A 24,578-nucleotide genomic window follows, 5' to 3' on the forward strand; every position below is an offset into this window, starting at 1 on the left:
CTTTACGATCCGGTCATACTCCCACCGCGGCTCAAGCGTTCCAGAATATCATCAAGCTGTTCGAGGGTTTTATATTTAACCGTTAGGGTCCCGCTATTGCCTTTGAAATCTATTTCCGTTTTCAGGCCTAATAGGTTGGTAATATCGTTTTCCAAAACAACCGTATCGGGATCTTTAACTGGTTTTGGACGGAGCGGTTTTTTTGGTGCATTACTTTTCTGCACCAGTTTTTCAGTTTGCCTTACATTCAGTCCTTGATTAATCACCATCTCCGCCAAGGGCAGTGAACTTTCCGTGCCCAAGAGTGCGCGTGCATGACCGGCACTGAGCTTACCATCGTCCAACATTTGGCGAACCGGTTCCGGAAGTCCCAAAAGGCGAAGCGTGTTTGCAACATGGCTGCGGCTTTTGCCAACAACCTTTGCAAGCTCTTCTTGGGTGTGGGAAAACTCTTCCATGAGCCGGTTATAACCCTTGGCTTCTTCTAAGACTGAAAGATCTTCTCGCTGAAGGTTTTCGACCAAAGCAACTTCTAAGGTTTCTTTATCCGAAAATTCCCTAATGATTACAGGGACTTCGTGTAGCTGTGCCTCTTGGGCAGCTTGCCAGCGCCGTTCCCCGGCGATGATTTCAAAGGCGTCTTCTTTATCCGGATGTTTGCGTACCAAAAGTGGCTGCAGTATTCCTTTGTCTTTAATTGACTGGGCCAGTTCTCTGATCTGATCCTTGTCAAACTTTTGCCGTGGCTGATAGCGACCGGGATGCAGAAATTCGACCGGAACGACATTTGATGGTTTTGCAACTTCGGACTTCGTATCGTTTTTCTTTGACAATGGGTCGCCTAATAAAGACGACAGTCCCTTGCCGAGACTGCGGCGTTTTGGTTCTTGTGCCATTAGACGGCCACCTGCTGGTGTTCACGCTTTAAGACTTCATCCGCCAAATGCAAATAAGCCTTCGAGCCCGCACACTTCATATCATAAATCAAGACAGGGCGACCATGGGAAGGAGCCTCGGAGACACGTACATTTCGTGGAATGACAGTCTTATAAACCTTGTCACCAAAAAACTCGCGAACATCATTAGCCACCATGCCAGACAAATTATTACGAATATCAAACATCGTCAGCACGATTCCTTGGATTTCCAGGCCCGGATTAAAGGCACCTTCAACCCGGTTAATGAGTTGAACTAAATCGCTGATTCCTTCTAACGCTAAGAATTCACACTGCAGCGGCACCAATACACCTTGGGTCGCAACCAACGCATTGATGGTGAGGAGATCGAGAGTTGGCGGGCAATCGATTAAAACGTAATCGAATTTTTGACTGCATGCGTTTATCGCGCCGCGCAGAGCATATTCCCGGTCGTCTGCATCAACCAATTCAACCGCAGCTCCGGCCAAATCATTATTAGAAGTCACAATAAATAAACCCGGAATATCGGTGGATCGAATTGCATCGTCCAAGGCAACTTCACCGATAACCACATGATATGAATTGACTGCGCGGTCATCCCGGTCAATTCCAAGACTGGAACTGGCATTGCCTTGGGGATCAAAATCGATGACCAGGACCTGGTTATCAACAGCGGCTAAGGCGGTCGCAAGATTGATCGCTGTTGTCGTCTTCCCCACACCACCTTTTTGATTGGCTATGGCGAGTATTCGAGGTCCAGAAACCTTGTTAAGGTCTTGATTCACAAGCATTTTTCCTAGAAACGTTATCTATTTTAAGGATGACCCCCGTCGGGTCAGACAAACTGTCGACCCGATGGACTTGCATCATCCAATTTTTCTGGCAGAGGGTCAATTCCTGTTCCACCTTTTGCCCCTTTAGAAACAGACAAAATCCATTTTCTGCCAGTAAAGGGGCTGCATAATCGAGCAAGGCATCTAAAGACGCAAGCCCTCGCGCAAGGACGACGCCTGCATCAATCGTGTCCATTTTCTCTATTCGTGCATTATGAATCGTGGCGTCCGTGTTGGTTTGTACACTGATCTCCCGCAAAAATGTGCACTTGCGATTGTCGCTTTCTACCAGATGGATATTTTTCAATCCCATAATCGCGAGCACCAACCCAGGAAACCCGGCCCCACTGCCGAGATCAATAATTGGATTTTTAACATTTATCAAATGAGAGAAGAGTTGAGCAGAGTCGAGCATGTGCCGACGCCATAGATCGTTTAGACTCTTCTGGCTGACGAGATTAATCTTTTTCTGCCATTGTGTTAAAATGTCTTTATATTTTTCAAGATTACGGAGCGTTTCATCGGAAACGTGGGTCAGTTCTTGAAATTCATTTATGGTTAACGGCGCAAGCTCGGGATCGGTCATAGGGTCCAAACTCTTATCATTTCAAATAGTTTCACGTGAAACAATTTATGCGGATAAACGATCGTCGCGACGGCGCACATGACCCAGCAACGCGACCAACGCCGCCGGCGTAACGCCAGACACGCGGGACGCAGCCCCCAAAGTCGCCGGTCTCGCCTCGGATAATTTCGCCCGCACTTCTGTTGACAGCCCGCCAATGGAATTAAAATCAAGATCAGCCGGAATTTCCAAAGCTTCATCCCGACGGAAGGCTTTAATATCCGAATCTTGGCGTCCGAGGTATCCCGCATACCGCGCACCGATTTCCATCTGCTCTATAATATCCGATCTTAAACCAGCAAGTTCGGGCCAAATCTCCGTCAATCGGTGGACTGTGATCTCCGAATAAGCCAATAAATCCAACGCTGTACGCCAAGTACCGTCTTGATTAACCTTAATGCCGTGTTTCTTCAACTGGGTCGGCGTCGCAGAAAGAGAGGTCAGCAAAGCCGTTGCCGAATTCAGCGCTTCATCTTTCGCCTGAAACACGTCACGTCGCGCCGATCCAACGCACCCGACTTCTATGCCCCGAGGAGTCAGGCGTCGGTCCGCATTATCAGCTCGAAGATTCAAGCGATATTCAGCACGAGACGTAAACATGCGGTACGGCTCTTTCGTCCCCAATGTCACCAGGTCGTCAATCATAACGCCAATATAGCCCTCGGCTCGATCCACAATAAAGTCATCTTGATTGCCGCCCGCCAGAATTGCCGCATTAACCCCCGCCATCAGACCTTGGGCCCCGGCCTCTTCATATCCTGTCGTGCCATTAATCTGGCCGGCAAGGAAAAGCCCTGGAATCTTATGGGTTTCTAGTGTCGGCTTAAGTTCCCGCGGATCAACAAAATCGTACTCAATCGCATATCCCGCTTGCGTTATGACCGCGTCCTCTAGGCCGGGAATTCTTTTTACCAAGTCGATCTGCACACTTTCAGGCAGTGATGTCGAAATTCCGTTTGGATAAACCGTATCATCATCCAAGCCTTCCGGTTCCAAAAAGATTTGATGGCTGTCCCGATGGGCAAATCGAACAATTTTATCTTCGATTGACGGGCAATACCGTGGCCCGGTGCTCTCAATCTGGCCTGAATACATCGGTGAGCGATGCAAATTCGCTTGAATGATATCGTGTACAGCTTGATTTGTATGGGTAATGTGGCAATTAATCTGCGGCGTCGAAATCTTTGATGTTAAATAAGAAAACGGTGTTGGAGTTGCATCGCCCGGTTGCGCCTGCAAACGATCCCAATGAATGGTTCGTCCATCCAGGCGGGGAGGGGTCCCGGTTTTTAAACGCCCAAGATTAAATCCCGCCCGCTCAAACGCCAAAGCCAGCCCAACAGCCGGTGCGTCCCCAATTCGCCCGGCAGGAATTTGCTCTTCTCCGCGATGAATCAGGCCCCGAAGGAAGGTGCCGGTCGTTACGACGATGGCCCTAGATCGAATTTCCACACCAGACCCGGTCACAATCCCTGTAACAGCGCCGTCTTTATCGAATATCAGGTCTTCCGCCCCCGCTTCGTGGATTTTAAGGCCCGAGATTTCATTTAAGAGAGACTGAATGGCGTTTTTATACAGTTTGCGGTCTGCCTGTGCCCTTGGCCCCCGAACGGCCGGGCCTTTACTTTGGTTCAACATGCGAAATTGAATGCCCGCCTGGTCAATCGCCCGGCCCATAAGGCCATCGAGCGCATCAATCTCCCGAACCAGCTGCCCCTTTGCAAGGCCGCCAATCGCCGGATTGCACGACATTTCACCAATAGAATCAAGGCGATGGGTGACAAGCAGGGTCGCGGCACCCATGCGCGCCGCAGCCGCAGCCGCCTCCGCACCTGCGTGCCCACCGCCAATGACTAGGACATCAACCTCTTGCATGGACCGGAACTTAGGTATCTCGAGTTCAGGAGTCAATTAGAACCGGTCGAAACAGGACAAATCTCCACAATGTTTCACGTGAAACATTATTTACCGATGCAAAATTCGTTAAAAATAACATCGAGTAAGTCCTCGACATCCACCCGACCCGTGATACGCGCCAAAGCTCGGACCCCAAGACGGAGCTCTTCCGCCCGAAACTCCGATTCCACGACCGATAAAGAAGATTGCAGAAATTCCTGACATTCCTCTAATGCATTGCGATGACGCTCCCGAGTTAAAGCAGGCGATTCAGAAGCCTCGAACTGTTCTGATACAGACGCCTCCAAAGCGGATAGCAGGTTTCCGATCCCGTCACCTGTACGCACCGATATGGGATAAATCAGGTGCCCCAGCATTTCAGTGGCATCGCCAATGTCTCCTAAATCCATTTTATTAACCACGAGAAAGGTCTGGTCATCTAGAATGCGTTTTAAATCTTTCTCATCTGGGGACCAGGACCCTTGGTCACACAAATAAATCTTTAAATCAGCATTGTTTGCCCGTTCCAGCGCACGGCGAATTCCTTCCGATTCAATGTCACTTTGCCCTTCCCGCAGTCCTGCCGTATCAGCGACAACCACCGGATAGCCCGCAAGATCCAAATGAACCTCTATAATATCTCGAGTCGTGCCCGGTTCAGACGACACAATCGCCACATCCCGCTGGGCGAGATGATTCAAAAAACTTGATTTGCCTGCATTGGGTGGTCCGATAATCGCGAGACTTACACCATCGCGTAGAAGTTCGCCGCGATGTCCGTCCGCCAGATGGTCCTGTATCTCTTGTAAAACCCGCGCAATTCGCTCATTTGCTTTAGAATCAAGCTCTTCCGGCAACTCTTCGTCAGCAAAATCTATCACTGCCTCGACATGGGCCAGAGACTTTATCAGGTCTTCCCGCCAAGATTCATAAAGCCTTCCTAGCGCCCCTTGCATTTGGCGCAGAGCCTGGCGACGTTGCGCATCGGTCTCCGCCTCAATGAGATCCGCCAGACCCTCAACCTCGGTCAAATCGAGTTTGCTGTTTTCGAATGCACGCCGGGTAAATTCACCGGGCTCGGCCTGCCGCACCCCGGAAACCTTCGAAAATGCAGTTAAAAACGCATCCCGAACAGCCCGTCCGCCGTGCGCATGAACTTCGGCAACGTCTTCCCCGGTATAGCTCGCCGGGGCCGGAAACCACAGAATAAGACCTTGATCTAAATCTGTCCCTGCATCGGGTTGAACAAATTTTGTATACGTCGCCATACGAGGGGAGGGGAGGGGATGCCCGGTTAGAGCTTTTAGTACAGCCCCAGACTGAGGACCAGAAATCCTAAAAACCTGTAACCCTGATACGCCGATGCCGCTGGCCAATGCATAAATGGTTTCGGCTTGATTCATCAAATACCTACAATATGTAGTAGTTATTACTCATCAACATCCAACATAAGGTGTTTCACCGGTTCGCCGTTTTGGACATGCTGGGTTAAAACCTGGTCAATATCTTCGTTCGTTTCGCAGCGATACCAAATCCCTTCGGGATACACCACCATCGTCGGACCCAATTCGCAGCGATCCAGACACCCGGCGGAGTTGATCCGCACACCTCTCAGTCCCATTTCTTTGGCTCTGGCCTTCATATAATTGCGTAATTTAACCGAATCCCGGCGTGAACAAGACCCTCTAGGATGTTTTTCCGGCCGTTCGTTGGTACAACAAAAGACATGGCAGCGGTAAAACAGGTCAGCGGAGGTCGCATTATTATCCGTCATAAATCTAATCCTTTCGCCGATTCTTTACTTACGGCCTTTTATTTGCGGCAATCGTCGCCAATATTGTCTAGTACGCCGTGTTGAACCACTCCTACCTTCCACCGATGCCTATGACAAGACACTCATAAATCGGCAATGACGGATTTACCGAATGACATCAAACCTTCTTGCCAACGAAACAAGTCCCTACCTCCTGCAGCATAAAGATAATCCGGTCCATTGGCGGGCCTGGGGACCGGATGCCCTGGCGGAGGCCCAGTCCCAAAACAAGCCAATTCTGCTCTCCATTGGTTACGCCGCGTGTCATTGGTGTCATGTCATGGCGCATGAAAGCTTTGAAAATGATGCCATTGCTGCCGTGATGAACAAGCTCTTTATCAACATCAAAGTAGATCGGGAAGAACGCCCTGATCTAGATGTTATATATCAGTCTGCCCTGCACATGATGGGGCAGCAAGGTGGCTGGCCGTTGACGATGTTCCTGACACCGGACGGCCATCCGTTCTGGGGGGGGACGTATTTCCCGGCAACCGCCAGATACGGTCGTCCGGGCTTTGGTGATCTCATACAAAGTATATCCCACACATTCTTTAACGAGCCCGAAAACGTCCGCAGTAATGTTGATGCTCTCCGCCACGGTCTGGAAGAAAATGCCCGACCGACGCCGGGCGATGGCTTAACAATGGACATAATTGACGAGGTCGCTAACCGGGCCAGCAACTTTATTGACATGGCAAATGGTGGCACCCAAGGGGCACCCAAGTTTCCGCAACCAGATTTTTTTAATTTCCTCTGGCGCGCGGCCAAACGCACAGGATCAAGCCGCCTCAGCGAGAGCGTAATTCTCACCCTGGATAAAATCTGCCAAGGCGGGATTTATGACCACCTGGGCGGCGGCTTTGCACGGTACTCTACCGACGATATTTGGCTCGCACCGCATTTCGAAAAAATGCTGTACGATAACGCTCTCCTCATTGAACTCATGACCGAAGTTTGGCAGGAAACGAGGTCCCCCTTACTGGCCACCAGAATAAGAGAAACAATCACCTGGGCCTTGCGGGAAATGGTCGTGCGACCTGACGACAACGCTGCTTCTCCCTTTGCCTTTGCCAGCGCCTATGATGCCGACAGTGAGGGTGAGGAAGGAAAGTTCTACGTCTGGAACGAAGCTGAAATCGACAGCCTATTGGGCGACTCGTCTGAAAACTTTAAGAGTCACTATGAAATCCATCCCTTCGGCAATTGGGAAGGTAAAACAATCCTCAACCGCACCGCCAATCCAACCCTTGGCACAAGCGAAGAGGAACAAGAACTGACCAAGGCTCGGGACAAATTACTCCAGGTCCGAAACGACCGTATTTGGCCGCTTTGGGATGATAAGGTGCTGGCCGATTGGAACGGCCTTATGATAACCGCTCTGACCAAAGCGGGCACAGTCTTCGATGAACCCGAATGGCTTGAAGCTGCCAAAAGTGCCTATCAATTTGTCTGTACTCTGATGGTAGACCAAGGTCATTTGAACCACACCTGGCGGGAAGGGCGTCTCCGCTACACAGCAATCCTAGATGACTATGCCAACATGACGATGGCGGCGATTACCCTTTACGAGCATACCGGCGACACAACATATTTGGACCAAGCCGTCGCCTGGGTAACCCAAACCAACGAAGGCTATTGGGACGACGAAAATGGCGGATATTTCCTAACCGCGGCCAGCGCCACCGACGTCATTACGCGCTCCAAAACCGTTACTGACAACGCCACACCGTCAGGCAACGGTACCATGATGAATGTCCTGGCGCGCCTGTTTACCCTTACCGGAAACACCGACTACCGCGACCGCGCCGACGCGATGAACAAGCTATTTTCGTCGCCCGAGATCGACCGGCTTGTCGGCCAAACCGTCATGCTTTGTGGTTTTGAGCTCTTGGCGCTAGCGACACAAATTGTTGTCGTCGGTGAACCCGACGATCCTGATACTAAGGCCTTACTTCAAACCGTACACACTACTTCGGTCCCGACCCAAATCTTATTGCAGCTTAGTCCAGACGCACCCCTTCCGCCCGACCATCCCGCCCATGGCAAAGGCCTGATCGATGGAAAACCAGCCGCGTATATCTGTATTGGCCCGACCTGCAGTCCGCCCCAGAAAGACCCCGCAGCGCTCGCCGAAGCCTTGTCCAAAACATAGAAAATGCCGCATCTCACGTACCAGAGCCAGGCAGGCGCACTGACCTTATTTGAAGACGATGGTGCGCTTGTTGCCTTTGATTGGGGTGAAGTCCCAGAATCACAATCTTCCGCGCTGCTTGAAGAAGCGCATCGACAACTGGATGCATATTTCAACGGCACTTTACAGCAATTCGACCTTCCCCTGCGTCCTCAGGGAACAGCCTTTCAAAAACGCCTCTGGACCTTGCTACAACAAATTCCCTACGGCACCATCCAAACCTATGGTGACTTAGCGAAGGCCCTAGGCTCAGCCGCCCGTGCCGTCGGCGGCGCCTGTGGGAAGAACCCTCTTCCCATCATCATACCCTGCCACCGCGTCATCAGTGCGACCGGCAAATTGACCGGTTATACAGGCGGCGATGGCATAGATACGAAACGTGCCCTTTTACGCCTGGAAGGCTACAGGTTAAAGTAATCCCAATTAAACAAATCAACAGGGACCAATCAAATGACTAAAGCAATCCGTATTCACGAAACCGGCGGCCCAGAAGTTATGAAGTGGGAAGATGTAGACGTCGGTGCACCCGGAGAAGGGCAAGTCAGACTCCGCCAAACCGCCATGGGTCTAAACTTCATCGATTGTTACCACCGCATGGGACTGTATCCCTTGCCCTCTTTGCCCGCTGTCATCGGTGCTGAAGCCGCTGGCGTGGTTGAAGAAGTCGGACCTGACGTGACGGGCCTAACTGTCGGCCAACGGGTTGCCTACGCCCCTGTACCGGGCGCGTATGCGGAAGAACGTCTGGTTCCGGCTGCTAAGCTTATCGCCATCCCCGATGGGGTCACCGATGAACAGGCAGCGTCCATGATGCTCCAAGGTATGACCGCAAGATTCCTGGTCAAAAAGACCTATGCCATCCAATCTGGCGACACGATCTTAATTCACGCCGCTGCCGGCGGTGTTGGCTCGATCGTTTGTCAGTGGGCCAAGCACTTGGGCGCAACCGTCATCGGCACCGTTGGTTCTGATGAAAAAGCTGAATTGGCTAAGGCGAATGGCTGCGACTATCCGATTGTCTATACACGGGAGAGCTTTAAAGACCGGGTTCTGGAAATCACCGATGGCGAAGGACTGCCGGTGGTCTATGATTCGATTGGTAAAGATACGTTTGATGATTCTTTAGACTGTCTTCGCCCGTTGGGCACCATGGTTACCTTCGGCAACGCATCCGGCCCCGTACCCCCAATGGCGCCGAATATACTCGCCGGCAAGGGCTCGCTCTTTCTGACACGGCCCGGGCTGGTTCATTACACTGGCAAGCGGGAAGACCTTGTTGAGACGGCGAATGATCTGTTCGATGTGGTCGCAAATGGGCACGTCAAGGTATCGGTCAATCAGACCTACGCGCTAAAGGATGCAGCCCAGGCACACATCGACCTAGAAGCCCGGAAAACAACGGGCTCAACCATTTTCTTACCGTAATGAATTAAACAACTGGGTAGGGCGGTTCTTAGTTGAGCCGCTCTACATATTCCCTTAGGTATTCATTGAATCAAAGAAGTCCTCGTTATTCTTCGAATCTTTCAATTTGCCCAGCAGGAACTCCATGGCGTCGACAACGCCCATAGGCATGAGGATTCGCCGTAGCACCCACATTTTCGAAAGAGTACCCTTATCGATCAGCAGTTCTTCCTTACGGGTACCAGACTTCGTAATATCAATGCCCGGGAACACGCGCTTATCAATAAGTTTGCGATCCAGCAGAATCTCCGAATTGCCTGTGCCTTTAAATTCTTCAAAAATCACTTCGTCCATACGCGAGCCCGTATCCACCAGGGCCGTCGCGATAATAGTCAATGAGCCGCCTTCCTCAATATTACGCGCGGCACCAAAGAAACGCTTAGGTCGTTGCAACGCATTGGCGTCAACACCACCCGTTAGAACTTTACCCGATGACGGCACGACTGTGTTATAGGCGCGTGCCAGTCTGGTAATAGAATCCAACAAAATCACCACATCTCGCTTGTGCTCAACCAAACGTTTCGCCTTGGCAATTACCATTTCAGCAACCTGAACGTGGCGCGACGCCGGCTCATCAAAAGTTGAACTGACGACTTCGCCTTTAACTGAACGGTCCATGTCCGTAACTTCTTCGGGCCGTTCGTCGATTAAGAGGACGATCAGGTAACATTCTGGGTGATTGGCCGCGATTGCGTGGGCAACGTTCTGCAACATGACCGTTTTACCCGTCCGTGGCGGTGCCACGATAAGCGCCCGCTGGCCCTTACCAATGGGACTAACCAGATCAATTACTCGGGTTGTTTTATCTTTTAATTCCGGATCATCGACTTCCATCTTCAGGCGTTCGTCTGGATAAAGCGGCGTTAGGTTATCAAAATTGATCCGATGGCGAACCTTATTCGGTTCTTCAAAATTAATATCAATCACCTTCAACAGTGCAAAATACCGTTCACCGTCTTTTGGCGAGCGAATTTCCCCGTCTACCGTGTCACCCGTGCGAAGTCCGAAGCGTCTTACCTGGCTGGGCGAGACATAGATATCGTCCGGCCCCGGTAAATAGTTCGCTTCCGGCGACCGGAGAAAACCAAATCCATCTTGCAACACCTCCAAAACCCCATCGCCGAAGATAGATTCTTCGTTCTCAGCGAGCGTCTTCAAAATTGCGAACATCATGTCCTGCTTTCGCAGAGTACTGGCGTTCTCAATTTCCAATTCTTCAGCAAAAGCCAAAAGATCGGCGGGTGTTTTTTGTTTTAGTTCCTTGAGTTTCATTGGTGAACTTTACAGTTTAATTTAAGGTGAGAAGATAGCGGATACCGTTGAATACGGCGGGACTTTGGCAACATCGGTTAAAAATAAACCAATTGACCTAAAATAATTCTGGTTCGGCGATTACGAACTTCTGTTGTCGGAAAATTTTTGGAAATGGCCCCACCCAGCAAACAGGTTCGACCCGCAGACGAACCAGCATTAACCAAACTCGGTATTTAAGTCAATCGAAGATTTAATTTATGCCGTTCCTAAAACGGTTTTACCACGGCAAATATCACGATGATAATCATCAGCAGGGTCGGAATTTCGTTGGCATAACGGTAAAACTTTTGCGGTCGGGTATTCCGGTCCTCGGCAAAATCCCTACGCCACCCGGCCATAACCATATGCGTAACCACAAGAACAAAAGCCGCGAACAGCTTGATAAGTAGCCAAATTTGCAGCCACGCGCCCTCAGGCTGCGCGGCGATGAGGATGCCACCAAATATTAACGACGCTAACATCGCGGGTGTCATGATCGCGCGCAAAAGCCGACGTTCCATCACCTTGAGCGTTTCTGACAATTCCGAGCCCGCAATTGTTTCTGTGTGATAAACGAACAGCCGAGGCAGGTACAAAAGCCCCGCCATCCACGCGATGACGCTGATAATATGGGCCGCTTTTACATAAAGATAGGCTTCTACAGAGAGATCAATCATCGAATTACCCGTCTTTATTTCAAAGACTTACTCTATGAGAGGCTTATCCCATACACACCGGGAAAATCGGCGATCGCAGAATTTCCCTCCCCGAGAACAGTATAGCCCTGACTCGTCCTTCAATGTCACGTGAATAATATCGGCCAAGCCGCGAATAAACGAACCATGAGCGCTTACTGTCGGGATTCGATGATATGTAGGAACGCCTTTACCTTTAGCATAATCCCTAAATTCCAAATCTAACTCGACCAAGGTTTCAGAATGTTCGGATACAAAGGCAATCGGCACGACGACAACGCCAACTTTGTCAGCGCCCGCTTGATCTAATTCCTCATCGATCGAGGGGCCAATCCATTCCAGCGGACCAACCCGGCTTTGGTAACAAACACGCCAATCAAGGTCGGCGATATCCAATTTCCGGACAATGGCATCAGCTGTTTGTTTCACTTGCCCCTGATAGGGGTCACCGCCTTCTATTATTTTTTTAGGCAACCCGTGGGCGGAAAACAAAACCCGGAGAGGCGCCTCATTTGCTGCCCCCTCTAAACCTTTTCGAACCAAGTTTGCCTGCGCTTCAACCAGTCCCTCGTCCGTCGGATAACAACAGATCGCTCGGGTTGGAATATCAAGTCCTTGTTGCCTAGCATTTTTCATCCAATCCTTAACCGAGGATTCTGTCGTTGTTGTTGAAAATTGTGGGTAAAGCGGAAGAAGAACCACCTCATCAGGTGCATATGAATTAACCTCAGCAACAGTTTCAGAACTGAACGGATGCCAATACCGCATTGCGATAAATACTTTTGCTTCCAGGGAATTTTGAAGGAGCGTTTCTAAAGCCTGCGCCTGGGCGTCAGTTTGTTCCAATAACGGCGATTTACCCCCAAGATGCTGATAAATTTCACGCGCGATAGGAGCCCGCCGTTTGGAGATTAATTTTGCTAGAAGCCATCGAACTGGAGAAGGAGAGCTGATAATCGCGGGATCATTAAATAAATTAAATAAAAACGGTTGAACGGCGTCTAAGTTATCGGGACCCCCAAGATTAAATAAAACCACCGCAATTCGTTTATCTTGGCTCATCTTTCCGCACGAATTTGATTAATTAAGGACTCCACATGATCCGGCGATGTCCACTGCAGGACCCCATGACCCAGGTTAAAGATAAAGGGGCCATCAGAAAGCTTCTCTAAAATTTCGCGTGTTTCAGCTTCTAATGCGGGTCCACCAGCCATCAATACTTGATTATCCAAATTCCCTTGAACCGTGCAGAGGGGTTGCAGATTATTTTTCACCCAATCCAATGGCACGCCGCTGTCCAAACTCACCCCATCAACACCTGTTTCACGGATATATGTTTCATACTGAACACCGGCATGACGGGGAAATCCTATGATTGGGATATCCGGATTTTCTTTTCGAATGTTTTGAACAATTTTTATGGTTGGATCAATTACCCATCGGCGAAATTGCGATTCACTTAATACACCTGCCCAGCTATCGAACAGCTGAATGGTTTCCACACCTTCAGAAATTTGCTGATTTAAATATTGAGACGTCGCCTCAACCAAAATATCAATAAGCTGTCCAAAACCTTCCGGGTCTTCATAAGCCCAGCGCCGTGCTGTCCCACAATCCGTCCCCCCGCGCCCTTCAACCATATAGACCGCCACAGTCCAGGGTGCTCCAGCAAAACCAATCAAAGCCGTAGATTTCGGTATTTCTTGAGATAACGTAGATACAGTCTGAAAAACGGGTGCCAAATGATCCAATACCTTATCGATCTCTAACTTACGCAACCCTTCAACCGATTGAATTGGTTCAAGTACAGGTCCCTCGCCTTCCTTAAAAGCAACCGATTGGCCCAACGCATCAGGGATTACCAAAATATCGCTGAACAAAATTGCCGCATCTAAATCATATCGGCGCAACGGTTGTAAGGTCGCCTCCACAGCCATCTCCGGCGTATAGCAAAAATTTAAAAAGTTTTTCGCCTTGGTCCGGAGTTCTTTATATTCTGGTAAATACCGACCCGCCTGACGCATCAACCACACAGGTGGCGGTGTCAATGGAACGCCCTTAAGAGCTTGAAGGAAAATTTTTGTCACGGTTTTAAAGTTCCGATTTTAGTGGTTAGAGAAAGTTATCCCATACCCTTCTACTATATAAATTATTATATGAAATAAAGGTGTTGTGGTAGTTGGGCGGTTAGTCCTGGGGATTATCTATTATCCACAGGAAACTAGACATACCGTAAAAACCATACTCTAGAAACGTTGAATTCGTCTGGTACCCTGTTAGTTAGGAAATAAATAACCTTATCAGACGGAGATTCTATAAGTTTTTTAAAAATGGGAATAATGGGGAAAACATGCTGGAATTCGGTGCTAAATTTTCATCTGTTTAAGGGTGGGTATAAACTCATCCATAGGGTATCACCATGTGGGATGAATATCCCTATACCTGCATAATTTTACCTGTAGTATGCAACGGAACGTGTTATCCCCAATTTGTCCATAGCTGCAAAATTCTAGGCATTTTATGAAAATCCTCCATCTGCACCTTATTTCCGATTCCACTGGTGAAACGACGAGTTTAGTCGGTCGGGCCAGCCTGGCTCAGTTCGAAGACATTCGCGCAATCGAACATCTTTGGAATATGGTTCGAAATGAAAAACAGGTTCACGAAGCTCTGGCCGGGATTGCCGCGCATAAGGGGTTCGTCCTTTATACCTTGGTCGATGGTACTTTACGAAAAGTACTCGAAGACGGTTGTCGCAAGTTGAATGTTCCATATGTTCCGGTCATTGATCCTGTCGTCGCCGCCATGGGGGCCCACCTAGGGGAAGAAGTAACGGCGCAAAGTGGCGGCCAGCATGTCATGGATGCGGATTATTTTAACCGCATTGAAGCCATGCAATTTGTTCTCGCCCATGATGATGGCCAGGCGGCCTGGAATTTAAATGAAGCAGACGTCCTGATCCTTGGGGTTTCTAGAACATCGAAAACACCGACCTGTGTTTACTTGGCCAACCGCGGCATAAAGGCTGCAAATATCCCAATTGTTCCAGGCGTTCCCGTGCCCGAAGAACTTTATACCGCCAACGTTCCCTTAATTGTCGGCTTAACCAAAGATCCCCGTCAGCTGGTACAAATCAGGCGCAACCGATTGCGGATGCTGCAACAAGATGAAGAAACCGACTACATCGACTTGGAAACGGTTTCTGAAGAAGTTGGAGATGCGCGCAGGCTTTATACAAAAAATGATTGGCCGATTATCGACGTTTCGCGAAAATCCATCGAGGAAACCGCGGCAACGATTTTGCAAATGTATAACCGGATCACGGGGCCGGTTTCCTGAAAAACAGTTCAAAAAAACTGATTCTTGCGTCGGCCAGTACGGGTCGCTCCAGCGTACTGAAAAATGCTGGTGTTGAATTTTTGCAAATCACATCGGGCGTTGACGAAGATGCCCTAAAGCTGGAGGCCGAGAAAGAAAATCTCTCACCAGAAAAAATCGCCGTACGCTTGGCAGGTGCCAAGGCACGGGCTGTCTCTTTAGAAAAATTGGACGCCTTCGTTATAGGTGCTGATCAAGTGTTGCAGTGTGAAGGCAGCTTGTTCGATAAGCCCCGAAACGCGGAAGAAGCCCTCGCACACCTAAAAATTTTTCAAGGCACGACCCACCAGCTCATCAGCAGCGTTGCATTGGTTTTTAAGGGCGAAACCCGGTGGGTGCATACAGAAACGGCAACGATGACCATGCGACCCTTGAGCGACAACACCCTTGAGCGCTACCTTGACGCCTGCGGGCCGGAGGTGTTGGAATCTGTCGGCGTCTATCGTTTGGAGGGGATCGGTGCCACTTTATTCGAAAAAATCGATGGTGACTATTTCACAATCTTAGGCCTTCCTTTATTGCCATTACTCGCGTGCCTACGAGACGAAGAAATTATATCGGACTGAACAATTCCTATGGCAAACAACAATACAATCAAAGCAGGTGTCATAGGGTGGCCGGTAAGCCATTCTTTGTCACCCCGCCTGCATGGGTTTTGGCTCAAGAAATACGGCATTGATGGAACGTATGATCCTATCGCTGTCGAACCCGAAAAATTAGAGAGCAGGCTCAAATCATTAAGTGAACAGGGGTTCGCTGGCACCAACGTAACCGTTCCCCATAAAGAAGCTGCCTTACGAGCTGTTGATGAAATTGATGATCATGCTCGGCGGATTGGGGCTGTGAATACAATTGTTGTGCTTACGGATGGACGCCTTAGGGGCAGCAATACGGATGGCTTCGGATTCCTGGAAAATTTAAAAGCCGGCGCGCCTGAATGGCGCGCCGAAGAAGGGCCTGCCATAATCCTAGGCGCTGGCGGTGCATCAAGAGCAGTCGCCGCAGCTTTAGTTGATGCAGGTGTCCCCGAAATTAGCCTGGTTAATCGAACGGAGTCTCGCGCAACGGAAGTTGCCCAAGAAATCGGCGGACCTATAAAAATAATTCCTTGGAATCAGCGCGAAGATGTTTTGGAAGATGCAACAGTGGTGGTCAATACAACGATATTGGGAATGGTCGGCAAACCACCGCTTGAATTGTCGTTAAAACTATTACCCAAAGCCGCCTTGGTGACGGACATTGTTTATGCGCCGCTGGAGACAACTCTGCTGAAAGATGCAAGAGCACAAGGCAATCCAACCGTGGATGGATTGGGAATGTTATTGCATCAAGCACGTCCTGGTTTCGCCGCTTGGTTTGGCCAGGAGCCCGAAGTCACACTTGAACTTCGGAGCCACGTTCTCGCAGGTATGGCAGGCTAGGGATATGGTGATACTCGGCCTGACCGGATCCATCGCCATGGGTAAAACCGAAGCCGCTAAAGCTTTTCGCCGTTTGGGCGTTCATGTCCATGATGCAGATAAAGTAGTTCATGGATTGATGGCGCGCGGTGGTTTGGCGGTGGATCAGGTTCAGGCTTTGTTTCCGGAGTCCGTGAAGGATGGGCGGGTTGATCGCACAGCATTGGGGCAACGGGTATTCGGTGACGCCGACGATTTGCGAAATCTAGAAGCCATCTTGCATCCCTTGGTTCATAAGGCGGAGCGTCGTTTTTTATCGGCGGCAGCACGGCGCGGCGAGAAAATCGTCGTTTTGGATATTCCGTTGTTATTTGAAACGGGCGGCGAGGGTCGGTGTGATCTTGTTGCTGTTGTGACGGCACCGACGCGAATTCAACACGCCCGCGTTTTAAATCGTCCCGGCATGACCGCCGACCGACTTTTAAAAATTCTTGATCGTCAAATGCCAGACGCTGAAAAATGCGAACGGGCTAATTTTATTATACCGACCGGATTGGGCCACGCTCTCAGCTTGCGCGTGATTAAGAACATCGTCAGAGTGGTACGAACCATACCAACGCAAAAATGGCGACCGGGCTATGGCAGCTAAACTTTTACACAATGATCGGTAGAAACCTTCATGCGTGAAATTGTCCTGGATACAGAAACAACAGGTCTAAAAGCCAACGGCGGCGATCGCTTGGTTGAGATTGGATGTGTAGAGTTGGTCAATCACGTCGCAACCGGGGAGAATTATCAGGTCTACATTAATCCAGAACGTGATATGCCGGATGAGGCTTTTAGGGTGCACGGCTTATCTGAGGAATTTTTAGCCGACAAGCCGGTCTTTGCAGATGTGATTGATGGATTTTTGGAATTTATTCAAGACTCAACGTTGATCATTCACAACGCAGAATTTGATATCGGTTTTTTAAACGCGGAACTCAGTAATATCGGAAAATCCACCCTTCCGATGGACCGAACCATCGATACAGTTAAAATTGCACGCCAAAAATTTCCGGGGGTACGGGTTAATCTCGATGCACTGTGCTCTCGATTCCAAATCGATAATACAAACCGAACACTTCACGGCGCTTTATTGGATGCTCAGCTTTTGTCGGAAGTTTATTTGGAACTTGTTGGCGGACGCCAACCAGGTCTTGAATTGGCGGCAGAAAAAGCGAAGACAAAACCGGAAACTGTAGAGTCGACACCTCAAAAGCCAGCGCGCGCGCATGCACCAACATCAGATGAGGCCGCCGCCCACGAAGAATTTCTCGGCCAATTAACCGACCCGATCTGGCGGTCTTGATCTATATTTGGCTTGATCTAAATTTTAAGTGATGAGGGGAGAGCTTGGCGCTTCGGTTTGGTTCGCCACCTGTTCCTCATACATGCCTGCGAAATCCATGTAGTTCAGCATTATTGGCGGAAACCCACCGTCACGGGCACCATCACAAATGATATTGCGCGCGAATGGAAATAGCAGACGCGGGCACTCTACCAGAAGCACTGGTTGTAAATGTTCTTGTGGAACGTTCAAAATGAAGACGCCAGCATATTCTAGTTCCTGAACGAAGGCGATTTGTTCGCCGATTTTGCAATTTGTCCGCAGAACTAAAACAACTTCAAAAACGCCAGCTTCCAGAGGGTTGGCTTCTATATCGCAGCTAATTTCAAGATTAGGCTCTGTCTCGTTAGCCTGATTAAATATCCCGGGCGACGAAGGCGCTTCGAAGGAATAATCTTTAATGTATTGAGTTGCGATGGTCAGGGGGGGTGCATCGGCTTCGGGCCCATTGGCACCATTGTTCTGCGATTCATCAGCCATGTCTGGAACTCCTCAAATTCTTAATGCGCCGTGGCTATCATGGATCGAACAAGGGAACAACTGTCTATCGGCGTGACCAAGGGTTTTCAGACGACCCTTTCTCCGAATTATCATTTTCTCCTTTCTGGGTTTCTGAGGCTATCTCCTCAAAGTCGCCATCGATAATGATATTTCCGGGCCCAGTTTGGGGCTCATGAGTTTGGGGTTCGTGAGTGTGAGGATTTGCCGATGTCCACATTTGGGTGCGACCGCTGTTTGCCAAACGGCGAACGATAAAATGCCGAAGCAACATTCTGAACGGCGGCATAAAGAGTAAAAAGCCGACACCGTCGGTTACAAACCCCGGCGTTAACAGCAGGACGCCGGCAATTAGCAAAAAAGCGCCATCGAACAGTTCGTTCACTGGCAACTGATTGGCAGCCAGATTTTGCTGCACGCGATGCAACACGCTCAAGCCCTGACTCCTGAGCAAATAAGCCCCGATTGCCGCTGTTATAATCACAATGGCCAGAGTGTTAAAAAGCCCAACTGTTCCGCCGACCTCAATAAAAACAAAAATTTCCAGAGTCGGCACGCCGATCAATAGTAAGAGGAGAATGAGACCCATGCTTGCCCTTTACGAAGTTCACGCCTATGTATGGGATATAGGACGGTTTTTATCTTCATGCCATAGGCGACGATAGCCGACTGGACCTTAGTGCGGTATGCCGTTAAGTTAAAGATATGAATAATCCTGGGAACCAAATAGGTCCAGGCTTCTGGAAAATCCGGCCATGGGCGAAAGCTTTCAGTTTATAGATATTATTTTCTTTGCGATGATCGCAGCGTTTCTAGTACTGCGGTTGCGGAGCGTGCTTGGTCGTCGCGATGGCCATGAGGGAACACCGCCGGAAACTCTGGATCGAACAGGACTTTCAGAGCAAAACGATAACAACGTCGTTCCCTTAAGGGGCCCTGATGAAGAGAACTCCGAAATTAATACAGACGAGGATGTTAATTTCGAAGGCGCGAAGGGGGCAGATCCTCTTGGCATCGGACTCAATGAAATCAGGTCATTAGACCCATCCTTTTCGACCCAGGAATTTATTTCCGGCGGGCGGATCGCCTTTGAACTTATTTTAGGTTCCTACGCAGCTGGAAATTCAGACGCTTTAAAGCCCCTGCTGAGCAATGATGTCTTCGCCAATTTTGATCAGGCCATTCGCGAACGTGAAAAAGCTGGCGAAACCATGGAAGAAACTCTTATTGGCATTAAGACAGCCGATGTTGTTGAAGCGTACATGGAAGAAAGCGCAGCGTATATCACAGTGAAATTCATCAGCGAACAGGTTCATGCCATTCGTGATAAAGACGGTGAAGTTGTTGACGGTGACCCCAATGTGGTCACTGAAGTAGTCGATTTTTGGACCTTCTCACATGATATGCGGTCACGAGATCCCAATTGGATACTTGTTGCCACCCGGAGCCTTGATTAGACACTCCCGCCCTTTTCTGGCCCGCCGCTTTCTGGCCGGATTAGTCCTGGTCCTAATAACTGCTTGTGAGACATTGGACCCGGCGAGCGTTAGGCCTCCTGTCCCGCGTGTGCCAAAAGTAGCACCCAGCACGCCAAATTTAGTTTTGACACCAGTGACATTTGCTCAACTACCAGGGTGGGCCGGGGATCGTGTCGATGCGGCCCTACCTGCACTCAGGGGGTCTTGCCAAATTTTTCGGCGTCAACCGCCGGGCCGTCAAATGGGTCAAAGCAGTATTGGCGGCAAGTTTGCCGATTGGAGTCGGGCCTGTACTGCCCTTGCGAGAGTGCCGGATGGCAATACAGCCATCACCCGCCGGTATTTTGAACAATGGTTTGATCCATTTCTGGTATCCAACCGCAGTCAAGCAAGCGGGCTGTTTACGGGATATTACGAAATAGAATTGCGCGGTTCGCGATCTCGCAACGGTGCGTATCAGACGCCACTTTATTCGACACCGAAAGATATGGTGTCGGTCAATCTTGGCCAATTTAATTCAGAATGGAGCGGGAAAAAGATTACCGGGCGCGTTGTCGCTGATCGGGTTATCCCAGCACAAACTCGGCGTGAGATTGATAACGGCGCGTTGTCCGGGCGGGGCATAGAATTCTTATGGGTGGACAATCCCATCGACGCGTTTTTCCTGCATATTCAGGGCTCAGGCCGGGTTGTGTTGGAGGATGGCTCCGTCGTGCGGGTCGGATATGCCGGACGAAACGGTCACAAATATGTCGCCATCGGGCGCGAACTGGTGAAACGCGGCGCGATTGCCAAAGAGGCTGTTTCCATGCAATCGATCAGATCATGGCTGCGGGTCAACAAAACCGATGCGCAAGCGGTCATGCAGCTCAATCCGTCCTATATCTTTTTCCGACCGCTTCAGGGACCTGGTCCGGTTGGCGCGCAAGGTGTCGTTTTGACGCCTGGGCGAAGCTTGGCGGTTGATAGGCGGTTCATACCATTAGGCGCACCAATTTGGTTGGCGACGACCAGTCCTTTAGATTCATCCGAAGCTTTAAACCGATTGGTAATTGCGCAAGATACTGGCAGCGCGATCAAAGGCCCGGTGCGCGGCGATCTTTATTGGGGACACGGCGAAAACGCGGCCCTGAATGCTGGCTTCATGAAAAGCAGCGGTCGTTACTATATTTTATTGCCGAAACCGCCCCGCCCCGCCAAAGCGCGATAACTCAATTTCTCAAATATCCTTTCCGGTCTTGTCACAGGGAAATTTATGTCCCATCCTTTTCCCATGAATGATAGCACTCAAAAGACACCGCCGACTGTCGGTTTGTTCGTCACGTGTTTGGCAGACCTCATGCGGCCGAGCGTAGGAACGGCAGCGATGAAGTTGCTCGGTGATGCCGGCTGCCAGGTCTATGTTCCCATAAGCCAGACATGCTGCGGCCAACCTGCGTATAATGCCGGTGACCTACCGGATGCCCGGGAAATTGCGATGCAGGTCATTGGCGATTTTGCCGAGCTCGATTATGTGGTCGCACCGTCTGGATCGTGCGCCGGTATGATCAAGGTGCATTATCCTAGATTATTTGAAAATGATCCGGACTGGCTGGAACAGGCAGAGGAACTCTCCGCCCGAACATACGAGCTCATGTCCTTTCTAAACGATGTCATAAAAGAACTTGAAATCTTTGGCGATTACGCCGGGACCGTGACCTATCACGATAGCTGTTCCGGACTCCGCGAATTGGGTGTGAAGCAGCAACCGCGAAACTTAATGTCGAAGGTTCCAGGCCTAAAGTTAGTTGAGGGAGCGGAGGCCGAGGCGTGCTGCGGATTTGGCGGGCTGTTTTGCGTTAAATATCCAGATATCTCGGAAAAAATTGTCGATGCGAAAGTGGATGACATTTTGGCGACTGGCGCTGATACGGTCCTCGGCGGTGATTTAGGCTGTTTGATGAATGTGGCTGGGCGGCTGACGCGTCGGGGCTCTGATGTTAATGTCCGGCATGTTGCGGAAGTTTTGGCGGGAACAACCGGCCTTGCGCCGCCCATCGGTCATCCAAAACCGAAAGTTAAAGGGTAGGACCGATGAAACCTACCTCAGATGTTTTTTCAGACAACAGCCGCGACGCGCTGGCCAATGATACGTTGCAGGAAGCCTTGGCCAAGTTGGCGCAAGGGTTTCCGTTAAAGCGTTTTAATGCCGTGTCCCGCTTGGCCGAATTTGATGACCTGCGCGATGCGGCACGGGACATTAAGACCGATGTCTTGAATAACCTCGACAGCTACCTCGAAAAATTTGAAGCACAGGTAATCAAGCAAGGGGGCAAAGTTCATTGGGCCCGAACCGCGGATGAAGCTTGCGAGATTATTGTTGGCCTTTGCAAAGACGCCGGTGCACGCACGGTCACCAAAAGCAAATCGATGATCGGCGAAGAGATCGCGCTTAATGAAAGCTTGGAAGATGCCGGCATTATTCCGGTGGAAACCGACCTTGGTGAATACATCATTCAGCTTCGCAAAGAACCACCGAGCCACATTATCGCGCCCGCCATCCACCTTACAAAAGAACAGGTCGCCGATACTTTTAAGGAGACCCATCAAGACTATCCCGCTGATCGTTCTCTGACAGAGCCCCGGGTTTTATTGGATGAAGCGCGTCAGGTTTTGCGGCAAAGATTTATCGACGCCGATGTGGGCATTACCGGGGCCAACATGCTGGTGGCAGAAACCGGCTCAATTGTTGTCGTCACCAATGAAGGCAATGCAGACCTGACCATGACCCTGCCCAAGGTTCATATCGCCGTGGCCAGTCTGGAAAAAATAGTTCCGACTTTGGAAGACGCGACCACCTTGATGCGGGTTCTTGCGCGCTCGGCGACCGGTCAAGATATGTCGGTTTATACGACCCTGGCGACAGGCCCGAAACGGGATGAAGACCAAGATGGTCCCGAAGCCTTTCACATCGTGTTGTTGGATAACGGCCGAACCAACATGTTGGGCGGTGATTTTCACGAGATGCTCCGGTGCATTCGGTGTGGTGCGTGCTTGAACCATTGCCCGATTTATAAATCCATTGGTGGCCATGCGTATGGCTGGGTCTATTCCGGTCCCATGGGAGCGGTGCTGATGCCCAATCTTTTAGGGATTGGCAAAACCGGTGACCTGCCTAACGCTTCGACTCTTTGCGGCAAGTGTGAAGAAATCTGTCCGGTGCGAATTCCCCTGCCCGATATGCTACGCCAATGGCGCACGCGTCAATTCGATGCTGCCACGACGTCAACCAAATCTCGCTTCGGAATAAAGGCGTGGGCGTATATGGCAAAACGTCCTTTGCTGTATCGGTTCTTTGTCAGCTTCATGCTTTCGAACTTGCGGAAATTTGGTCGCAAAGGGCGCTTTAAGTGGCTGCCATTCGCTAAGGGTTGGACCCAGGTTCGGGACTTCCCTGCACCCGAAGGCCAATCCTTCATTCACCAATATCTGATGTCGCAAAAGAGGAAACGATGACCTCTGCCCGGGAAGAAATTTTGGGGAATATTCGGCGGGTTCTAAAAGACCGTGCCGCTGACCCGGTTCAGGATAACAGGGCGCAAGTCGTTCCCGCGCGCGGGCAAATTCCCCATGCCGACCAAATTGCACTTTTCATCAAAGAGGCCGAACGGGTTAATGCGACTACGGCGCGGGTTGGTGATTTAGCCGACGTGCCGGAGGCCATCGCGACATTTTTGGCGGCTAATAATTTACCCAGCAAAGTCAGGACCGGACGCGATGAATTAATCCGCGCCATTCCGTGGTCCGACCATTCTGCGATTACCGTTAACGAAGGCGTCGCCCGGCCCACCGACCAAGCTTCTGTTACGTCGGCTTTTGCGGCGGCGGCGGAGACCGGATCGCTGGCGCTGATTTCTGGCCCTGATAGCCCGACGTCGTTAAATTATTTGCCGGATAATCATATTGTCGTGCTTCAGACCGGACAAATCGTTGGCAGTTATGAAGAGGTCTGGCAACGGCTGCGAGAAAAAATGGGCGAGGATTGGCCACGTGCGGTAAACTGGATTACGGGTCCGTCGCGGACTGCGGATATTGAACAGGAGCTGCTGCTTGGCGCCCACGGGCCCCGGCGGCTCCATGTGGTGCTGGTTGATGAAGAAACCGAATAAGAAATTACAGGCTGATAATGCCCCGGATGATGCAAATCTTTGGCAGCATGTGACGGAGCAAGTCGCGCCCTTGAAAGGCCGTGAAACGCTTCACGTTGACCTACCCGAACCCGCCTCAGAACAGAAACCTAAACCGTTACGACGGAAAAAGGTTTCTCAACCCGTCAAAAGAAAATCTCCCCCCAAGCCACCGCCGGAGCTTACACATTCGCAACAGCCGGGCATGGACAAACGAAACCAACAACGCCTGCGCCAGGGAAAGTTAAAGATTGATGGCCGGACGGATTTGCATGGCATGACCCAAGTTCAGGCGCACAAATCCTTGGGTGAATTTATCGAAAATTCCTGGAATGCGGACAAGCGATTGGTTTTGATAATAACGGGCAAAGGGCTAAGGCCCGATGGTGCAACCGGCGTGTTGCGGACGGCGGTTCCCCGTTGGCTCAATGAAAGCCCCAACCGTGAAAAGATTCTCGGATTTTCCTATGCAGCGCCTAAAGACGGTGGCGAAGGCGCGCTCTATGTTCGTCTTAAGAAAAGCCCCAACAATAGGAAGTAA

Annotated in this window: 26 protein-coding genes; 14 read left to right on the top strand and 12 right to left on the bottom strand. The window is 50.3% G+C overall.

All coding sequences use genetic code 11. The annotated features are described in order from the left end of the window. Positions 1 to 2: 2 nt before the first annotated feature. The 6 genes from HOM51_16985 to HOM51_17010 form a co-directional block, all read right to left on the bottom strand. Positions 3 to 896, bottom strand: a complete 894-nt coding sequence (locus HOM51_16985; GenBank protein MBT5036211.1) for a ParB/RepB/Spo0J family partition protein — start codon at positions 894 to 896, stop codon at positions 3 to 5. Further along, complete coding sequence (locus HOM51_16990) at positions 896 to 1,708, bottom strand: ParA family protein (GenBank protein MBT5036212.1); 813 nt, start codon at positions 1,706 to 1,708, stop codon at positions 896 to 898. The genes HOM51_16985 and HOM51_16990 overlap by 1 nt, the downstream gene beginning before the upstream one ends. After that, positions 1,686 to 2,336: a 16S rRNA (guanine(527)-N(7))-methyltransferase RsmG gene (gene rsmG, locus HOM51_16995; protein MBT5036213.1), complete on the bottom strand. Its 651-nt coding sequence runs from the start codon at positions 2,334 to 2,336 to the stop codon at positions 1,686 to 1,688. Before rsmG ends, HOM51_16990 begins: the two co-directional genes overlap by 23 nt. A 45-nt stretch (positions 2,337 to 2,381) precedes the next feature. After that, positions 2,382 to 4,250 (bottom strand): tRNA uridine-5-carboxymethylaminomethyl(34) synthesis enzyme MnmG, encoded by a 1,869-nt coding sequence (gene mnmG, locus HOM51_17000; GenBank protein MBT5036214.1) that lies wholly within the window; start codon positions 4,248 to 4,250, stop codon positions 2,382 to 2,384. A gap of 86 nt (positions 4,251 to 4,336) precedes the next feature. Continuing rightward, positions 4,337 to 5,674, bottom strand: a complete 1,338-nt coding sequence (mnmE, locus tag HOM51_17005; protein MBT5036215.1) for a tRNA uridine-5-carboxymethylaminomethyl(34) synthesis GTPase MnmE — start codon at positions 5,672 to 5,674, stop codon at positions 4,337 to 4,339. A 26-nt stretch (positions 5,675 to 5,700) separates the two neighbouring features. Further along, positions 5,701 to 6,045: a (2Fe-2S) ferredoxin domain-containing protein gene (locus tag HOM51_17010; GenBank protein ID MBT5036216.1), complete on the bottom strand. Its 345-nt coding sequence runs from the start codon at positions 6,043 to 6,045 to the stop codon at positions 5,701 to 5,703. A gap of 151 nt (positions 6,046 to 6,196) precedes the next feature. On the opposite strand from HOM51_17010, the gene HOM51_17015 reads away from it, so the two are divergent. From HOM51_17015 to HOM51_17025, 3 genes are read left to right on the top strand one after another with little or no spacing between them, the layout of a single operon-like run. After that, a complete protein-coding gene (locus tag HOM51_17015; protein ID MBT5036217.1) occupies positions 6,197 to 8,236 on the top strand; it encodes a thioredoxin domain-containing protein in 2,040 nt (679 codons plus the stop codon). 3 nt (positions 8,237 to 8,239) lie between these two features. Beyond that, positions 8,240 to 8,692 carry a methylated-DNA--[protein]-cysteine S-methyltransferase gene (locus HOM51_17020; GenBank protein ID MBT5036218.1) on the top strand — a complete coding sequence of 151 codons (453 nt, stop codon included), beginning with the start codon at positions 8,240 to 8,242 and terminating at the stop codon, positions 8,690 to 8,692. Between the two features lie 33 nt (positions 8,693 to 8,725). Continuing rightward, complete coding sequence (locus HOM51_17025) at positions 8,726 to 9,700, top strand: quinone oxidoreductase (GenBank protein MBT5036219.1); 975 nt, start codon at positions 8,726 to 8,728, stop codon at positions 9,698 to 9,700. 54 nt (positions 9,701 to 9,754) lie between these two features. On the opposite strand, the gene rho is transcribed toward HOM51_17025, so the two are convergent. The 4 genes from rho to HOM51_17045 all read right to left on the bottom strand — a co-directional run bounded on the left by rho (position 9,755) and on the right by HOM51_17045 (position 13,814). Then, the gene (rho, locus tag HOM51_17030; protein ID MBT5036220.1) at positions 9,755 to 11,011 is read right to left on the bottom strand and encodes a transcription termination factor Rho; all 1,257 of its coding nucleotides are present in this window, start codon (positions 11,009 to 11,011) and stop codon (positions 9,755 to 9,757) included. A gap of 248 nt (positions 11,012 to 11,259) precedes the next feature. Then, entirely contained in the window at positions 11,260 to 11,709 is a 450-nt protein-coding gene (gene hemJ / locus HOM51_17035; GenBank protein MBT5036221.1) for a protoporphyrinogen oxidase HemJ, read from the bottom strand. A 27-nt stretch (positions 11,710 to 11,736) separates the two neighbouring features. Then, complete coding sequence (locus HOM51_17040) at positions 11,737 to 12,789, bottom strand: ferrochelatase (GenBank protein ID MBT5036222.1); 1,053 nt, start codon at positions 12,787 to 12,789, stop codon at positions 11,737 to 11,739. Further along, positions 12,786 to 13,814, bottom strand: coding sequence for a uroporphyrinogen decarboxylase (locus tag HOM51_17045; protein ID MBT5036223.1), 1,029 nt, complete (start codon positions 13,812 to 13,814; stop codon positions 12,786 to 12,788). Before HOM51_17045 ends, HOM51_17040 begins: the two co-directional genes overlap by 4 nt. Positions 13,815 to 14,247: 433 nt before the next feature. Between HOM51_17045 and HOM51_17050 the strand changes: the two genes are divergently transcribed. The 5 genes from HOM51_17050 to dnaQ are packed head-to-tail and all read left to right on the top strand — an operon-like array spanning position 14,248 to position 17,856. Continuing rightward, positions 14,248 to 15,066 carry a kinase/pyrophosphorylase gene (locus HOM51_17050; protein MBT5036224.1) on the top strand — a complete coding sequence of 273 codons (819 nt, stop codon included), beginning with the start codon at positions 14,248 to 14,250 and terminating at the stop codon, positions 15,064 to 15,066. Then, on the top strand, positions 15,063 to 15,671 hold the full coding sequence (maf, locus tag HOM51_17055; GenBank protein MBT5036225.1) for a septum formation protein Maf: 609 nt from the start codon (positions 15,063 to 15,065) through the stop codon (positions 15,669 to 15,671). The genes HOM51_17050 and maf overlap by 4 nt, the downstream gene beginning before the upstream one ends. Positions 15,672 to 15,680: 9 nt before the next feature. Beyond that, positions 15,681 to 16,526 carry a shikimate dehydrogenase gene (locus HOM51_17060; GenBank protein MBT5036226.1) on the top strand — a complete coding sequence of 282 codons (846 nt, stop codon included), beginning with the start codon at positions 15,681 to 15,683 and terminating at the stop codon, positions 16,524 to 16,526. Between the two features lie 4 nt (positions 16,527 to 16,530). After that, a complete protein-coding gene (locus HOM51_17065; GenBank protein MBT5036227.1) occupies positions 16,531 to 17,154 on the top strand; it encodes a dephospho-CoA kinase in 624 nt (207 codons plus the stop codon). A 30-nt stretch (positions 17,155 to 17,184) separates the two neighbouring features. Next, positions 17,185 to 17,856: a DNA polymerase III subunit epsilon gene (gene dnaQ / locus HOM51_17070; GenBank protein MBT5036228.1), complete on the top strand. Its 672-nt coding sequence runs from the start codon at positions 17,185 to 17,187 to the stop codon at positions 17,854 to 17,856. Positions 17,857 to 17,880: 24 nt separating this feature from the next. Here the strand turns inward: dnaQ and secB are convergent, their stop codons facing one another. Both secB and HOM51_17080 read right to left on the bottom strand, forming a co-directional pair. Further along, positions 17,881 to 18,375 carry a protein-export chaperone SecB gene (gene secB, locus HOM51_17075; protein MBT5036229.1) on the bottom strand — a complete coding sequence of 165 codons (495 nt, stop codon included), beginning with the start codon at positions 18,373 to 18,375 and terminating at the stop codon, positions 17,881 to 17,883. 64 nt (positions 18,376 to 18,439) lie between these two features. Further along, positions 18,440 to 18,982: an FxsA family protein gene (locus tag HOM51_17080; GenBank protein ID MBT5036230.1), complete on the bottom strand. Its 543-nt coding sequence runs from the start codon at positions 18,980 to 18,982 to the stop codon at positions 18,440 to 18,442. Positions 18,983 to 19,148: 166 nt separating this feature from the next. Here HOM51_17080 and HOM51_17085 point away from each other — a divergent pair, with 166 nt between their 5' ends. The 6 genes from HOM51_17085 to HOM51_17110 all read left to right on the top strand — a co-directional run bounded on the left by HOM51_17085 (position 19,149) and on the right by HOM51_17110 (position 24,578). After that, entirely contained in the window at positions 19,149 to 19,850 is a 702-nt protein-coding gene (locus HOM51_17085; protein MBT5036231.1) for a Tim44 domain-containing protein, read from the top strand. Next, positions 19,792 to 21,081: a murein transglycosylase gene (locus HOM51_17090; GenBank protein MBT5036232.1), complete on the top strand. Its 1,290-nt coding sequence runs from the start codon at positions 19,792 to 19,794 to the stop codon at positions 21,079 to 21,081. Before HOM51_17085 ends, HOM51_17090 begins: the two co-directional genes overlap by 59 nt. 63 nt (positions 21,082 to 21,144) lie before the next feature. After that, complete coding sequence (locus HOM51_17095; protein MBT5036233.1) at positions 21,145 to 21,939, top strand: (Fe-S)-binding protein; 795 nt, start codon at positions 21,145 to 21,147, stop codon at positions 21,937 to 21,939. A 5-nt stretch (positions 21,940 to 21,944) separates the two neighbouring features. Next, entirely contained in the window at positions 21,945 to 23,366 is a 1,422-nt protein-coding gene (locus HOM51_17100) for an iron-sulfur cluster-binding protein (protein MBT5036234.1), read from the top strand. After that, on the top strand, positions 23,363 to 24,019 hold the full coding sequence (locus HOM51_17105; GenBank protein MBT5036235.1) for a lactate utilization protein: 657 nt from the start codon (positions 23,363 to 23,365) through the stop codon (positions 24,017 to 24,019). Before HOM51_17100 ends, HOM51_17105 begins: the two co-directional genes overlap by 4 nt. Beyond that, positions 24,003 to 24,578 (top strand): hypothetical protein, encoded by a 576-nt coding sequence (locus HOM51_17110; GenBank protein MBT5036236.1) that lies wholly within the window; start codon positions 24,003 to 24,005, stop codon positions 24,576 to 24,578. The genes HOM51_17105 and HOM51_17110 overlap by 17 nt, the downstream gene beginning before the upstream one ends.

The sequence above is a fragment of the Rhodospirillaceae bacterium genome (assembly GCA_018660465.1).
Lineage (GTDB): Bacteria > Pseudomonadota > Alphaproteobacteria > Rhodospirillales > JABJKH01 > JABJKH01.